Here is a 15,953-nt window from a genome sequence, read left to right as displayed (position 1 = left end):
CAATTATTCGGGCTGTGATAGCCTGATGCGATCCAGCCATTCCGACGGAGACATGCGTGTCGCTCATCATCAACGGGGTGGCGGTCGCGCCGCCGGCCGATCCCCGCACCTCGCTGCTCGACCATCTGCGCGAGACGCTACACCTGACCGGTACCAAGAAGGGCTGCAACCAGGGGGCGTGCGGGGCGTGTACCGTACTGGCCGATGGCGAGCGCATTCTGTCGTGCCTCGCGCTGGCGGTGCAATATGACGGACTGTCGATCACGACCATCGAGGGGGTGGGGCAGGGCGACGCGCTGCACCCGCTGCAACAGGCGTTCATCGAGCATGACGGGTTCCAGTGCGGCTATTGCACGCCCGGCCAGATCTGTTCGGCGCTGGGCATGATTGCCGAGGCGAAGCGCGGCGTGCCGAGCAACGTCTCCGTCGACCTGACCGCCACCGTCACGCTGAACCGCGAAGAGGTGCAGGAGCGGATGAGCGGCAATCTGTGCCGGTGCGGCGCGCATAACGGCATCATCGATGCGATCCGGCACAGCGTGGAGGCAGCGGCATGACCCCGTTCGACTATGCACGCGCGGACGATGTGGCGACGGCGTTGCGGATGGGCGCGGGGGAGGGCAGCGCGTTTCTGGGCGGCGGCACCAATCTGGTCGACCTGATGCGCGAAACGGTAGCACGGCCGACGCGGCTGATCGACGTGACCGGCCTGTCGGACACGATCGAGGAGACCGATGGCGGCGGGCTGCGCATCGGCGCGGCGGTGCGCAACACCGCATTGGCCGAACATCCCGCCGTCCGCAGCCGCTATCCGGTGCTGTCCCGCGCGATCCTCGCGGGGGCATCGGCACAGATCCGCAACATGGCGACGGTCGGCGGCAACCTGCTGCAACGGACGCGCTGCACCTATTTCTACGACACCGACGGGTCGCGCTGTAACAAGCGGGTGATTGGGTCGGGATGCGATGCGCTCGGCGGGTTCAACCGCATCCATGCGGTGCTCGGCGCGTCGGAAGCGTGCGTGGCGACGCATCCGTCCGATCTGTGCGTGGCGTTCGCCGCGCTCGACGCGGTGGTGCAGGTCGCCGGCCCCGATGGCATGCGCGCGATCGCGTTCGACCAGTTTCACCGGTTGCCCGGCGACCGGCCCGATCTGGACACGGTGCTGGCACCCGGCGAGCTGATCGTCGCGGTCGAGGTCCCGCCCGCCCGGGTCGCGGCGAATTCGACCTATCGCAAGGTCCGCGACCGGGCGAGCTATGCCTTTGCCCTGATCTCGGTCGCGGCGGCGCTGACGATCGAGGACGACCGGATCGCCGAACTGCGCATCGCGTTCGGCGGGGTCGCGCACAAGCCGTGGCGCGCGCGAACGGCGGAAGCGGCGCTCATCGGGCAGGTGCCGGGCGAAGCGGCGTTCCGCGCGGCGGCGGCGGCGGAGTTCGCCGATGCGCAGGTGCTCCGCGACAATGGATTCAAACCGGTGCTGGCGGAACGGACGCTGGCGGCGGTGTTGGGCGAACTGGCGACGGGAGCACGGGCATGAGCATCATCGACAGCGCCAAGCAGACCGCACAGGGACTGGTGATGGGCGCGCTGCAAAAGCTGGTGCCGCTGGCCCCAGACAACTGGATTCCCGGCGGGGTTCCCGACCCGCTGATCGCGCGCAAGCACGGGCTGATCGGTACGCCGGTGTCGCGGCTCGATGGGCCGTTGAAGGTCGGCGGCGGTGCGCCGTTCGCCGCCGAATTCCGGTTCGACGGCATGGCCTATGCCGCGCTCGCCTATGCGACGATCGCGCGCGGGCGGATCACCGCGATCGACAGCGCGGCGGCGGAGGGCGCGCCGGGCGTGGTGCTGGTGATGACCCATCGCAACGCGCCGCGGATGAAGACCCCGGCGATGTTCGGCACGTCGATGAGTGCGGTCGGGCCGGACACGATCCCGATCCTGCAGGACGATCAGGTGCACTGGAACGGACAGCCGGTCGCCTGCGTCCTCGCCGAAACGCAAGAGCAGGCCGATCATGCCGCCTCGCTGCTGCAGTTTACCTATCGTCAGGTGCCGGCGGTGACGACGCTGGCGGCGGCGAAGGCCAGGGGTATCGAACAGGGGCTGTTCATGGGACAGCCGCTGCGCAACGACATCGGCGATGCCGAGGCGGCGCTGGTGGCGGCACCGCACCGCGTCGACCGGCGCTATACGACGCCGCGCCACAACCATAACCCGATCGAACCGCATGCCGCGACGCTGGCATGGATCGATGGCGAACTGGTGATCCACGACGCCAGCCAGATGGTCGCGCAACAGGCGCAGACCATGGCCGAGGTGTTCGGGATGAAGCCCGACAAGGTCCGGCTGACATCGCCCTATGTCGGGGGCGGGTTCGGGTCGAAGGGGCTGTGGGAGCATCAGGTGATCGCCGCCGCCGCCGCGAAGCTCGCCGGGCGACCGGTGCGTATCGCCCTGTCGCGCGAGGGGGTCTATCGCGTCGTCGGCGGGCGGACGCTGACCGAACAGCGCGTGGCGATCGGTGCGCAGGCCGATGGCCGCTTCACCGCGCTGGTCCATAGCGGGCTGTCGGTGATGACGCCGCACAATGCGATGCCCGAACCCTTCATCCTCGGCACGCGGTCGGCCTATGCGGTGCCGAACATCGCGCTGAAGGTCGAAGTGGCGCGGATGCAGATGCTGGCCAATACCTTCATGCGCGCGCCGGGCGAGGCGGTCGGCACCTTCGCGCTGGAATCGGCGATCGACGAACTGGCCGACGATCTGGGCATCGATCCGGTCGAACTGCGCATCCGCAACGAACCCGACCGGGACCCGACATCGGGATTGCCCTTTTCCTCGCGGCATATCGTCACCGCGTGGCGACAGGGGGCGGAACGCTTCGGATGGAGCGACCGGCCGCAGACGGCGACGCGGCGCGACGGCGCGTGGCGGATCGGCATGGGCTGCGCGACCGGTACCTATCCCTATTACCGGATGCCCGGGGCGAAGGCACGGCTGACCTTGACCCGCGACGGCGACGACGTGCGCGCCTTTGTCGAGGTCGCGGCGGCGGAAATGGGCATGGGCACCGGCACGACCACCGCGATCGTCACCGCCGAACGGCTCGGCCTGCCGCTCGACCGGGTCGATGTCGGCTATGGCGACAGCGCCATTCCCGGCGCGATCATGGCCGGCGGATCGCAACAGACCGCGGCGATCGGTGCCGCGGTCATCGCCGCGCACAATGCGCTGAGCGCCGAGCTGCTGAAACTGGCCGGCAACGATTCGCCGCTGGCCGGCCTGTCGGCAAAGGAGATCGGCAGCAAGGGCGGGGGGCTGGCAAAGCTCGACGATCCGGCCCGGCGCGAAAGCTATGCGTCGATCCTGCGCCGCGCCGGGCGCGACAGCATCAGCGTGACCGAGGCCGGCTCGCCCCCGCTCGAATTCATGCACTGGTCGATGCATTCGCACAGCGCGCTGTTCTGCGAGGTCGGGGTCGACGACGTGACGGGCGAGGTGCGGGTGCGCCGTTTCCTCGGCGCGTTCGACTGCGGTCGCATCCTGAACCCGCGCACCGCCGCCAGCCAGTTTCGCGGCGGCATCGTCATGGGGCTGGGCATGGCGCTGATGGAGGAGACGCAGTTCGACGAACGCAACGGCCGGATCATGAACCCCAGCCTCGCCGAATATCATGTGCCGGTGCATCTCGACGTGCCGGAGATCGACGTGATCTGGACCGACATTCCCGATCCGCACACGCCGATGGGCGCGCACGGCATCGGTGAGATCGGCATCACCGGCGTCGCGGCGGCGGTGGCCAACGCGGTCCACAACGCGACCGGCCGCCGCATCCGCGACCTGCCGATCACGCTCGACAAGCTGTTGTAGGGACGGCGGCGGCACGGGCGGCATCCGCGTCGCTGCGGTGTAGCGTCGCGGCAACATTCGGCGGCGTGCCGAGGGAAAAACGAAGCCGCATCCGTGCGGTCGCTGCGAATGCCGCTTGCCCTTGCCCGTCGCTGCGGCAATTCGTTGGCAAATACCGGGCCGCCCGAAGCGGTCGGACGAAACGACCCGGGGGAGGGGCGGATGGCGTTACCGGAACTGAGCGTAGCATTTTTCCTGCAAATCTTCGTCATCGTCGGCGCGTGCCGGGCGATGGGCTGGTTCGGAAAACGCTTTCTCGACCAACCGCAGGTGGTGGGGGAAATGATCGCGGGGGTCGTGCTCGGCCCGTCGCTGCTGGGACTGGTCGCGCCCGATCTGCAGGCGGCGATCTTTCCCAAGGATGCCAAGCCGATCCTGTACGTCTGCGCGCAGCTGGGCGTCGGGCTGTACATGTTCCTCGTCGGGCTGGGGTTCCGCACCGATCATTTCCGGCTGAACGCCCGCAGCGCGATCGCCGTGTCGCTGTCGGGCATGGCGGCACCGTTTCTCGTCGCGTTCGCGCTGACGCCGTGGCTGCTCGGCCTCGACCTGTTCGGAAAGGGGATTACGAGCCTGCAGGTCACGCTGTTCATGGGGGCGTGCATCTCGATCACCGCGTTTCCGATGCTGGCGCGGATTATTCATGAGCGCGGGCTGACCGGTACGCCGCTCGGGTCGCTATCGCTGTCGGCGGGGGCGATCGACGATGCCGGGGCGTGGGTGGTGCTGGCGATCGTGCTGGCCAGCTTCGGCGGCGGCAGCGAGGTGGCGGTCAAGGCGATCGTCGGCGGCGGCGCGTTCGCCGCGTTCATGATCGTGCTCGGGCCGAAGGTGCTGGCTCCGCTGACCCGCTGGGCCGAACGCGAGGGGCGGGTGACGCAGCCGATGCTGGCGGTCGTGGTCATGCTGTTCGGCCTCAGCGCATGGGCGATGGATGCGGCGGGGATGCATTCGGTGTTCGGCGGTTTCCTGCTGGGCGTGGTCATGCCGCGCGGGGTGCTGACGCGCGAGGTGCGCAAGCAGGTCGAACCCTTCACCACCGCGCTGCTGGTGCCGATGTTCTTCGCCTTTTCGGGGCTGAATACGCAGTTGACGATGGTCAACAGCGTCGACCTGATCCTCGTCACGGCGGTCATCCTGATCGGGTCGGTCGGGGCGAAGGGCGTGGCGTGCTGGGCGGCGGCGCGTGCGACCGGGCAGGACAATGCGACGGCGATGGCGGTCGGCACGCTGATGAACGCGCGTGGGCTGATGGAACTCATCATCATCAATATCGGGCTGCAAAAGGGGATTATCGGCCCGGCGCTGTTTTCGATGCTGGTCATCATGGCGATCGTGACGACGCTGATGGCGTCGCCGCTGTTCGAGATCGTCTATGGTCGCAAGGCGCGCGAGACGGGGGCGCTGGGTCAATTGAACGAGGACGACGATGTGGCGTCCGTCCCGGCCCGCCCGTCATTGCGGTAGCATCGGCCAAGGCCGGTCGGTCGGGATCGGTACGGACGGCGAAGTTGTCGGCATCGCTGAAACGGTTTGCGGCACGGTGCGTTGGCGCGACGTTCCTCTGATGCAGGCGAAACGGCATGCTCCACGCTTCCGCGATCGACCCGACCCCGGCGGTGCTTCCGCTCCCCTCGATCCGCGTCGTCGCCGCGCCGGGTGATGCCGATCGCCGCACCGGCAACGTTCACGACCACCGGTCGCGCGAGGTGTTGCTGACCCGGATCGCCGGACTGCTCGACGTCGGTATCGGCGAACCGGTCGAGGATGCGACGCTGCATGTGCCGGGCGACGCGATCGAAGTGGCGGTGGCGAAGGACCTGGGTATTCGCCGGCGGGACCAGATTCTGGGCGGTGTCGTCCCCGCCGCCTTCGTCGCGACCAAGGCGATCACTCATGGCCTGTTGCACCCCGACGCCAGATGCCCGCCGCTCTGGTCCACGGCGCTGGCCGGGCTGATGGGGGATGCCGCGCTGACCGGCTATACCGCGTTCAGCCGTGCCGACGCGCTGGCCGCTGGCCGGATGTTGCTGGCCAACGGCCCGGTCCGGATCAAGGACGTGTGTGCGAAGGCCGGACTGGGGCAGGTCGTGGTTCATGACGACGCCGCGCTCGCCGATGCCCTGTCGCGCGAGGACGATGCCGACCTCGCCCATTGCGGTATCGTGCTGGAGGAAAATCTTACCGAAGTCGTGACCTACAGCGTCGGCACCATCCAACTCCCCGCCCGGACGATCAGCTATTGGGGCAGCCAGAACCTGACCCGCGACCATCAGGGGCGCGAGGTATATGGCGGGTCGGACCTGTATGTCGTGCGCGGTGGGCTCGACACGCTCGCTGCCGAGCCCTTGTCGCCGGCGATCGCGCGGGCGGTGGCCTGTGCCGGGGCGTTCGACCGCGCGGCGCAGCTTGCTTATCCCGACCTGCTGCTGACGCGCCGCAACTATGACGTGATCGAGGGTATCGATGCGGCGGGTGCCCGGCGGATCGGCGTGCTGGAGCAATCGTGGCGCGTCGGTGGGGCCAGCGGTGCCGAGATCGCCGCGTTCGAGGCGCTGCGCGACGAACCCGACACCCATGCCGTGCGCTGCTCGACGGTCGAGATCTATGCCGAGATCGATCCGCCGACCGGGGCAACGGTCTATTTTCGCGGCGTCGATCCGAGGGTCGGGCCGATGACCAAATATGCGGTGAGGCTGGCGTGAGCGATCCCGGGCGCTTGGACGAAGGCCGCGTCACGCTGCGCGTCGATGGACAGAAGCTGACCGGTACGTTGATCGAACCCGAAGCACCGGTGCCGGGTTTCCTGTTCGTCCATGGCTGGGGCGGGGATCAGGCGGAGGATTTCGGACAGGCCGAGGAACTGGCGCGGCTCGGCTGTGTCTGTTTCACCTTCGACCTGCGCGGCCATGCCGGCAGCGACGCCGACCGCAGCGAGGTAACGCGTCAGAACAGCCTCGATGACGTTATCGCCGCTTACGACCATCTCGCAGCCCACCCGTTGATCGATCGAGCGGCGATCGGCGTGATCGGCACCAGCTATGGCGGCTATCTGTCGGCGTTGCTGAGTGCCCGGCGTCCGATCCGCTGGATGGCGTTGCGGGTGCCGGCGCTGTACCCCGACGCGCATTGGGACACGCCCAAGGCGCTGCTCGACAAGGAAGTGGTGCGGGCCTATCGCCAGCAGCCGCAGGACGAACGGGGCGACCGGGCGCTCGCCGCCTGTGCATCTTTTCGTGGCGACGTGCTGATCGTCGAGTCCGAAAAGGACGAACAGATTCCGCGCGAAGCGATGCTGTCCTATCAATCGGCGTTTCGCAACGCGAACTCGCTCAGCCACCGGATTCTGCACGGCGCGACCCACGCGATGCGCGATCCGCGGCACCAGCGGACCTACACGACCTTGCTTCTGCACTGGATCGATGAGATGGTCCGCGCGAGCCGCAGGACAGATCGCGGATTGCCAAATGTAAGCTAATCGTAATAGGCGGTGCCGGATAGCCCGGCAAAACCGGCTCTTGCCGATTCGAATCAACCTAGGACCTTATACCTCATGCAGATCATCGTTCGCGATAACAATGTCGACCAGGCGCTGCGAGCGCTCAAGAAGAAGCTGCAGCGCGAAGGCGTGTATCGCGAAATGAAGCTGCGCCGGCATTACGAAAAGCCGTCGGAAAAGCGTGCCCGCGAACGCGCCGCCGCGATCAGCCGTGCACGCAAGGCCGACCGCAAGCGCGCCGAACGCGACCGCTGAGCCGGGCGGCGATGCCGACCATCGGCACCCGCATCGATGAAAGCGGAACGCTGATCCGCGAAGGTGGCGCCTTTTACCTGCGGCGTGATCTGGGCGGGCGGTATCAGCTCGAACTGCACCGTACGCCGGTGGACGAAGTCGAAAAGCGTGTCCGACTGGTCGGCACGCTGGTCGGTGCCGATCTGGTGAACGCCGACAGCGTCCTGCTCGCGTGAACCGCCCGGGGCGGGCATCCTGCCCGCCCCGGTGGTCGCTTACCAATACAGGTCGCTGCCCGACAGCGTCCCCGTGACCGACAGCATGAAGTCGGCAACGCCGTCGCCATTCTGGTCGAGGGACAGCATCGTCGTGCCGTTGCTGCTGGCGATCACCGCCTGCCCCGCGCGCCCGCTGAACTGCGCAACCTGGCTGAATGCCTGATCGCCCGATAGCGACAGGTTGGCGTCGATCGCCGACAGATCGATCTTGTCGACGCCGGTGGCGAAGTCAGTGATCCGGTCGCGGACGTTCGACGTCGAATCGCCGATGGCGGTGAAGACGAAGATGTCCGACCCGCTGCCGCCGGTCAGCACGTCCGCCCCGCCGCCGCCGATCAGCACGTCGTTGCCGGCATTGCCGACCAGCTGGTTGGCGACTTCGTTCCCGAGGATGCGGTCGGCACCCGACCCGCCGCGCGCATTCTCGATCGTCGCGCCCTGCGCGATGGCGACATTGCCCTTCAGCCCGCCGACGTCCGAAAAATTGCCGTCGTTCAGGTCGATCAGCTGTGCGCTGGCATAGCCCGAAAAGTCGAACGTGTCGTTGCCGCCCGCGTCCCATGCCGCGAAGATCAGCGCCGAACTGCCCGACGTCGCGGTATAATAGTCGCGCCCGGTGTTCGACCCGAAGCCATAGACGGTGTCGCCGGTGCGGGTGGTGTTGTTCGCGCCATAGAGCCGCTGGGCCGCGGCGATATCGTCCAGCAACGGTGCCGCGGCATAATAGCCGCCATTGTCGCCGCCGGTGTTGGTTTCGGACCAGTAGCTCATCACCGAATATTGTCGCGTATCCTCGTAATAGGAGGCGCTGTTGGCATAGGTTGGCGATCCGTTGCCGGCATTGTAATCGCCCGGATGGCCTAGACCGAGTGCATGGCCGATTTCGTGGATCAGCACCTGCCCGCCGTAATTCAGATTGTCGGGGGCACGGTTGTAGCTGAGCGAACTGTTGTACCAGCTGTCGCCGCCGACGCCGCTGCCGGGATAATAGGCGAAGGCCGCGGCCCCCGACGCGCCGCTGGAGTAATTGCCCAGCAGCATCTGCGCATTGTTGCTATACCCGTTGCCGCTGTCGACCCGGCGAAAGGTGACGCGCGCCACATCGGCCCATGCCTGCAATGCGATCGTCGTCTGTTCGATCTGCGCATCGTTGAAGCGCGAGAAACCGGCGGTGCCGTTGGGCATCGACGTGGGCGCGGTAGCGCGGAAGGCATAGGTGACCTCGGCCGCCTGTCCCAGCGTTGAACCGTTCCACGTCTGGTTCGCGCGACCGATCTGTGCGGCGGCTTCGCCGATCGTCAGCGACTGCTTGCCGTTCGGGCCGGCATCGCCGCGCTGCTCGCCGTTCAGCGCCGCCTGCGGACCCGATCCGGTTCTCTGATCGGGCGTGCCGCCGTTCATGCAGCCCCAGCAATGGCATCCCTCGGCGGCGGCCGCCGTCTGCGACGACTGGTGCGACTGCCACGCGTCCCATCCGAAGCCGAACGATGCGCCGGGAGCGGGGATCGACATGACCGCGGACAAGGTCGGGGCTGTCGAAATCGAAGGCAAGTCATAGCCCCCGATCATGGCGTTGCTATCGTTCATCAGCCGGTGCAATAACGATGTCGGATCAGGATCGTTCGGTCCATCCAAATATTGGTCGGACAGGTTTCCGATAACGGGAGTTGTGGAATGCGCTACGGCCACAGATATTCTCCACACAGACGCGCCGCGATCGCATGGAGCGGACGCGTATTTCGGTACGTTCGGGGAATGACTTTCGGTATTACCCCATTGGTATTCTTTATCAATACGGCCGCATGCGCAACGCTTGGTACGAAGAAGGACATCGAGATGACGCAACTTCACGGCGAACCGGCACAATCGAGCGGCAGTTTGAGACTGGAGGAGCCCGCCACGCTGGTCGGACGCTGGATCATCGCCATGCAAACGGGCGATTGTGCCGTAGATTTCACTGCCCGACGGATCGATTCCGCCAATGCATGGGCGGTCGAGGATGTGACGGGATGCCTGACCGCATCGGTACCGGGCGTCGTCGGATGGCGACCGACTCCCGACGGCATCGCGCTGGCGTCGGCCGACCGGCGCACGGTCGTGTTGTTCGCTACCGGTGCGGACGGATGGTCCGCGACGCTGTCGGGCGGTCCGGCGACGCTGCGCCGGGGGTAGGGCAGTGGGGGGGCAGCGACCGGCGGCGGATCTACTGCGGACTTGGTAGAAGTAGCGGCGAACGTCCCGCCCTCAACCAAAAACGGGCCGCACCCCCGCCAAGGTGGAGGTACGGCCGAATGCAAGAAATCAGCGCTTTCGCTGCGGTTTCATCGAACCGGAGGTCGCGCAGAGAACGGGCCGGAGGGCGAAACCTCCGGCCGCGTCGATTACGCCAAGGTACGAACCTTCTGCTCGCGGTCCCAATAACGCTGCTTGGCGGCCTTGACGAAGGATGCAAGGTCGGTGACGCCCTCATCCGCCTCGACCCCGGCCTTGTCGAGCAACGGCTGCGCGGCGGCGTTGTGGCCGATCGCCTTCAGGTGCCCGAACGCGTCCATGACCCACTGGACGGCCGCACCTTCCTTGGTCAGCTTTTGTGCAGCTTCGTCCGACAGGATCACCGCACAGGCATCGACGGTGATCGAAGGCTGGCCGAACAGCTGCGCATCGGCGGCGATGGTCGATCCGTCGGACAGCGGAACCTTGCCGACCTTCGGCGCGATCGTCATCGCATGGCCACCCGCCGCCTTTACCGCGTCCTTCAGCGTCTTCAGCTCACCGGCATCGGTACCGTCGGCGATGAGGATGCCGACCGTGCGCCCTTCGAGCGTATGCTTTTCGAGCGGCCCGCGAATGATGCGCAGCGCGGGCGAGAGGGCCATATCGAGCACCGGTGCGGCGGTCGGCGAAGCCTCGGGCAGGTCCATCGCCAGTCCGTCGGCGACGCGGGTAGCGAGGTCCTCGTCGACGTTGCGCAGATTGGCCAGCACTGCGGTGCGGATGTGGTCGAGGCTGACCTTCGACAGCTCGAACACCAGCGCGGAGGCGATATGCGCCTGTTCGGCCGGATCCATCGACCGGAAGAACAGCCGCGCCTGGCTATAATGATCGGCGAAGCTTTCGGGGCGGATGCGCAGCTTCTGGCCTTGTTCTTCCGACGGGAAGGTCTTGTAGCCCTTCTCCGGGTCCTCGCGTGCGCCGGCTTCCTCACCGGCCTTGGCGAGGCTGTTCGGTTCGTAATTGGCGCGACCCTTCGGAACCGCCATCTGCATATGGCCATCGCGCTGCTGGTTCATGAACGGGCAGCCCGCCGCCTCGGCGCGACCCTTTGCCGAATTGATCGGCAACTGATGGAAATTGACCGAGCCGAGCCGCGAGAGCTGCGTATCGGTATAGCTGAACAACCGCCCCTGCAGGAGCGGATCGTTCGAGAAGCCGATGCCGGGGACGACATGGCTCGGCACGAAGGCTGCCTGTTCGGTTTCGGCAAAGAAATTGTCGGGATAGCGGTCGAGCACCATCCGGCCGACGATGCGGACCGGCAGCACCTCTTCCGGAATGATCTTGGTCGCGTCGAGCACGTCATAGGGCTGGCTGTTGGCGAATTCTTCGTCGAACAACTGTACGCCCAGTTCCCATGTCGGGAAATCGCCACGGTCGATCCGTTCGAACAGATCGCGCCGCTGGAAATCGGGATCGGCGCCGGCGATCTTGACCGTCTCGTCCCAGATGGTCGAAGCGAGACCGGCCTTCGGCTTCCAGTGGAACTTGACGAAGGTCGACGTGCCTTCCTTGTTCACGAAGCGGAAGGTGTGGACGCCGAACCCTTCCATGTTGGCAAAGGTACGCGGCAGCGTCCGGTCCGACATCGCCCACATGATCATATGCGTCGATTCGGGCATCAGTGAGATGAAGTCCCAGAAGGTGTCGTGCGCGGTCGCCGCCTGCGGATATCCGCGATCCGCCTCCATCTTGGCAGCATGGATCAGGTCGGGGAACTTGATCGCGTCCTGGATGAAGAACACCGGGATGTTGTTGCCGACCAGATCCCAATTGCCTTCGCGCGTGTAGAATTTCACCGCGAAGCCGCGCACGTCGCGCGGTGTGTCGACCGATCCCGATCCGCCCGCGACCGTCGAGAAACGGACGAACACGTCGGTGCGCTGCCCCTTCTTCTGGAACAGGTCGGCGACGGTGATGTCGGACAGGCTGTCGGTGCATTCGAAATAGCCGTGCGCGGCGGATCCGCGGGCATGGACGATACGTTCGGGAATGCGCTCGTGATCGAAGTGGTTCATCTTCTCGCGGAAGACTTCGTCCTCGATCAGCACGGGTCCACGCGCGCCCGCCTTCAACTGGTTCTGGTTGTCAGAAATCGGCGTGCCGTGATTGGTGGTCAGCACCGGGTGATCGGCATCGGTCGTCTGATGCGTCTCGCCGCCGGTTCCGGGGTTGCGGGCAATGTGATCGGTCATGGCAATCCTTCTCGTTCGGAATGCCAACGGATCGCGACCCCGCTAAGTTGCCCAAGAGAAAACGCTTTGTCCGAAATCACCGCCGCTCGTCGTGCTCGCGCCATTACCCCGGATCAAAAGGAAGGCCCCGATCGCTCGGGGCCTTCCGGATGGTCAGAACTTTATATTCGCGTTGGCGAAGAACTGCCGCCCGACATAGTCGTAGCCCGAATAGAGCGGGGCGTTGCCGATAGTCGTAAACTGGAACGACGTAATACGCGGCGGTTTGGTATCGAGCAGATTGCGGACACCAAAGGTAAATTGATACTGTTTTTGCACGTTGAATTGTAGCGACAGCGAATGCAAGAAGTAGCTGGGTGCCTCGAAATAATAATTGTCGCGATATTCCCGGACCACGTCGGGGTCGATCTCGCCGGTCAGATTGTCGAACCCGAAATAGTCATAGGTCCGGTTGCGGTCGCCACCGGTCCAGTCGAGACCGTAGCGGATCGTGACGGGATCGATGCTGAACGTCGCGTCGAAATTGCCGACCCAGTCCGGCGCGGTCAGGATACCGTTGGAATCGGTCAGGAATTCCTCGGGGAACAGGCGCGTCGACTGTTCGGTATATTTGGTGACGTTGGCGTTCAGGATGAACTTTCCGCCGAGCAGTTCGCGGGCATAGCGGCCGTTGAACTCGAAGCCCTTGACGATATTTTCCGACAGGTTGACGAAGCTGCTGGTGACGGTCAGCGCCTGGTTGGTATCGCGCTGGACGAACCGGCAGAAACCCTCGGTCGGGTTGAAATTGGCATTGCCGTAGCAGCGCTGGAGGATCGTCGTGCCGCTGAGGTCCGACACCCCATTATCGACCTTCACGTCGAAATAGTCGAGCGAGAGCGATAGCTGGCCGATCGCTTCGGGCAACCGCGGACTGATGACGGCACCGATCGTCCAGTTGGTCGACGTTTCGGCGCTCAGCCCCGCTTCGGCACCGCCGACGCGGAACGACGTGATGCCGCTGCGCTGTTCGAAGTCCGCCGGCAAGCCGATCGAGGCGCAGTTGCGCGCGACGATCTGCTGGTTCGGCGACTGTTCGCCCGCGACCGGCAGCGCGCTGCACGGATCGCTGTTCGAGCCCAGGAAGCCGCTGGTGGCGCCGAGGAACTGTTCGGCCAGCGCCGGCGCGCGGTACGACGTGCCATAGCTGCCGCGGATGCCGAAGCCGCGGAACGGTTCCCATTCGCCCGCGATCTTGTAGGTCACGTCCGAACCATAGGACGCATAGTCGGTATAGCGCGCCGATCCGGTCAGGTTCAGACGATAGAAGAATGGCTGATCCTCGAGCAGCGGCACGAAGATTTCACCGAAGCCTTCCTTCACATTGTCCTTGCCGACCGTCGGCGTCGCCGCGGTCAGACCGTACAGGTTGCCGTTGACTGAATTGAGATCGGGCTGGTCGTTCAGGCTCTGTCGGCGATGCTCGACGCCCAGCGCGACTTGCACGTCACCGGCGGGCAGACGGACCAGTGGGCCGTCGATATTGAACGCATAGGTCGTTTCGCGGAAGCGGGTCTTCCCGATCGTGTTCTGGACGATGTAGTTGCGGAAATCGGTCGGCAACTGGCCGCCGATCACCGCCGCGCTCAGGAACGGGGCAGCGACGCAGTTGGCGTTCGAGGCGATGCTGGCGCAGCTGAACGTGCCGTTGGCGTTGGCAGTGACGTTCAGCGAATTGGCGAGCCGGTCGATCAGGAAGGACTCGGCTTCGTAGGTGCCGTCGTTGAACGACTTGCCGATATAGGCGTCATAGCGCCAGTTGGGGAAGAAGAAGTCGCCGCGCACGCCGCCCGACGCGCGGACATAGTCCACCGTCTGGGCAGAGGAGGTCATGCCATAGCCGATGAACGCCCGCGCCGCGATGTTGCGGCCGCTCGACGTGTTGGTGGGGTTGGCGAAGGCGCCGTTGCGGATCGCTTCGGGAAGCAGCGGGCTGCCCTGGAGATAATCGAGCGACAGCTGACGATAGAGGTCCGTCGACGACTTGCGCCGCGTCGCCAGCAATTCGCCATACACTTCGGCATTGCCGAGGAAGTCCAGCTTGTAGGTCGCCGACAGATAGCCGGTATAGATTTCGGTATCGTTGATGAGCGGCTCTTCCTCCTGCCGCGGATCGAAGGTGTCGCGGTCATAGGTGCCGACGCCGAGATAGCCGGGGAACGGGCCGGTGGTCTGGCCGGGCGCTGGTACGAACCGGTTGAACCGGCCGACGGCACCGCTGGTACGCCCGATCGCATCACGGGTCGGCAGGCCCAGCGTATTGATCGTCACGCCGCCATTATCGAGCGTGAAACAGGCACGGGGATCGTCTGGCGAAAAATTGTCGCCCGAACCGAATGCCGAGCCCTCGCCGTTCAGGAAACCGCCGATCGGGCAGCCGAAAAACGGCACGTCGTTGCGCGAAAGGAGATCGCGTTTGCGATATTCGGCTGAGCCGATGACGCTCAAACGATCGTTGCTGAAGCCGAAGCTGGCGCTGGCGCGGCGATCGATGCCGGCTCCGACCTCGGGCACGTTCATCTGGAAATTGAGCTGGAGGCCCTTGAGCTTCTGGTCGGTGATGATGTTGACGACGCCGGCGACCGCGTCCGAGCCATAGACAGACGACGCGCCGGCCTTCAGCACCTCGATCCGTTCGACGATTGCGTTGGGCAGGACGTTCAGGTCGGCAGCGAGCAGCGATCCGCGCGTGCCGCCCGGTGCCAGTCGCCGACCGTTCAGCAGGATCAGCGTGCGGTTGGGGCCAAGGCCGCGCAGGCCAAGCGTGTTCGCGCCGCCCCCGCCGTCGGTGACGAAGCCGCCATAGGCGCTGTTGATCTGCGACGCGCCCTGCGCAACGGCATTGCTTTGCAACGCATCGCCGACGCTGGCGAAGCCGGCCTGGGTGATTTCGCCCCGACCGATCACGGTGATCGGTTCCGCCACCGAGAATTCATCGCGGCGGATGCGCGAACCGGTGACGACGATATCCGTGCCGACCGTCACGGTGCCGTCCTCGGCGTTCGGCGATTGCGGGTTCTGGGCGTCGCTCGGCACCTGGGTCGGATCGGGAACCGGGCTGGCTTGCGTATCGGTGGCGATGGTCTGCGCCGACGCAGGCAAAGCAATAGCGATAGCCAGCGGCGTCAATGCCGTGGCCACATAAAGATGTGACAGCTTCACAAAATTTCCCCGTTTAGTCCGCCCTACAGGGCTTATTCATATAAGAGTATTCGGCAGGGAAACCGGCAAGAGCAAAAATGTAGGCGGAACCTACTAACTTCTTTTCTGTCACATAAATGCCACGGTGGCCGGGTGCTGCGTACTGCGGTCGCTCTGTGCGCCGGACCAGGGTGGCAGACCGCGCTGCGATATCGAAGCGTCCATGCACTGGGCAAGTACCGTGGCAATTGATCGCTGACCTGCCCGGCCCCAGCGGCGGCTGCCAGCGGAGCCACAACGAAAAAAGGCGCCCGCGTTGCCGTGGGCGCCTTTCCGGACCGGTCTTGCCGTGCGTCGGCGCTACCGGCGGGTTCG

General features: G+C 65.5%; 12 protein-coding genes. 9 read left to right on the top strand and 3 right to left on the bottom strand.

What is annotated here, in order from left to right:
- Positions 1–56: 56 nt before the first annotated feature.
- From ASE90_RS06400 to ASE90_RS06365, 8 genes are all read left to right on the top strand, one after another.
- Complete coding sequence (locus ASE90_RS06400; RefSeq protein ID WP_055997914.1) at positions 57–557, top strand: 2Fe-2S iron-sulfur cluster-binding protein; 501 nt, start codon at positions 57–59, stop codon at positions 555–557.
- Positions 554–1,543, top strand: a complete 990-nt coding sequence (locus ASE90_RS06395) for an FAD binding domain-containing protein (protein ID WP_055997911.1) — start codon at positions 554–556, stop codon at positions 1,541–1,543. The genes ASE90_RS06400 and ASE90_RS06395 overlap by 4 nt, the downstream gene beginning before the upstream one ends.
- The gene (locus ASE90_RS06390; RefSeq protein ID WP_055997908.1) at positions 1,540–3,879 is read left to right on the top strand and encodes a xanthine dehydrogenase family protein molybdopterin-binding subunit; all 2,340 of its coding nucleotides are present in this window, start codon (positions 1,540–1,542) and stop codon (positions 3,877–3,879) included. The genes ASE90_RS06395 and ASE90_RS06390 overlap by 4 nt, the downstream gene beginning before the upstream one ends.
- A gap of 201 nt (positions 3,880–4,080) precedes the next feature.
- Entirely contained in the window at positions 4,081–5,385 is a 1,305-nt protein-coding gene (locus tag ASE90_RS06385; RefSeq protein WP_055998069.1) for a cation:proton antiporter, read from the top strand.
- Positions 5,386–5,501: 116 nt separating this feature from the next.
- On the top strand, positions 5,502–6,623 hold the full coding sequence (locus ASE90_RS06380; protein WP_055997905.1) for a DUF3182 family protein: 1,122 nt from the start codon (positions 5,502–5,504) through the stop codon (positions 6,621–6,623).
- Between the two features lie 14 nt (positions 6,624–6,637).
- Positions 6,638–7,396 (top strand): alpha/beta hydrolase family protein, encoded by a 759-nt coding sequence (locus tag ASE90_RS06375; protein WP_055998066.1) that lies wholly within the window; start codon positions 6,638–6,640, stop codon positions 7,394–7,396.
- 75 nt (positions 7,397–7,471) lie between these two features.
- A complete protein-coding gene (rpsU, locus tag ASE90_RS06370; RefSeq protein ID WP_055997902.1) occupies positions 7,472–7,672 on the top strand; it encodes a 30S ribosomal protein S21 in 201 nt (66 codons plus the stop codon).
- An 11-nt stretch (positions 7,673–7,683) separates the two neighbouring features.
- Entirely contained in the window at positions 7,684–7,887 is a 204-nt protein-coding gene (locus tag ASE90_RS06365; protein ID WP_055997898.1) for a DUF5818 domain-containing protein, read from the top strand.
- 39 nt (positions 7,888–7,926) lie between these two features.
- Here ASE90_RS06365 and ASE90_RS06360 read toward each other — a convergent pair whose 3' ends face one another.
- A complete protein-coding gene (locus ASE90_RS06360) occupies positions 7,927–9,441 on the bottom strand; it encodes a serralysin family metalloprotease (protein WP_235531693.1) in 1,515 nt (504 codons plus the stop codon).
- Between the two features lie 324 nt (positions 9,442–9,765).
- On the opposite strand from ASE90_RS06360, the gene ASE90_RS06355 reads away from it, so the two are divergent.
- Positions 9,766–10,101 carry an AprI/Inh family metalloprotease inhibitor gene (locus tag ASE90_RS06355; RefSeq protein ID WP_162235059.1) on the top strand — a complete coding sequence of 112 codons (336 nt, stop codon included), beginning with the start codon at positions 9,766–9,768 and terminating at the stop codon, positions 10,099–10,101.
- A gap of 209 nt (positions 10,102–10,310) precedes the next feature.
- On the opposite strand, the gene ASE90_RS06350 is transcribed toward ASE90_RS06355, so the two are convergent.
- Positions 10,311–12,398 carry a catalase gene (locus tag ASE90_RS06350; RefSeq protein ID WP_055997890.1) on the bottom strand — a complete coding sequence of 696 codons (2,088 nt, stop codon included), beginning with the start codon at positions 12,396–12,398 and terminating at the stop codon, positions 10,311–10,313.
- A gap of 153 nt (positions 12,399–12,551) precedes the next feature.
- Complete coding sequence (locus ASE90_RS06345) at positions 12,552–15,599, bottom strand: TonB-dependent receptor plug domain-containing protein (RefSeq protein ID WP_055997887.1); 3,048 nt, start codon at positions 15,597–15,599, stop codon at positions 12,552–12,554.
- Positions 15,600–15,953 lie beyond the last annotated feature (354 nt).

The sequence above is a fragment of the Sphingomonas sp. Leaf67 genome (genome assembly GCF_001421965.1).
Lineage (GTDB): Bacteria > Pseudomonadota > Alphaproteobacteria > Sphingomonadales > Sphingomonadaceae > Sphingomonas.
The sequence above is the reverse complement of the archived record's forward strand: the minus strand, read 5'-3'. Positions and strand labels throughout refer to the sequence as shown.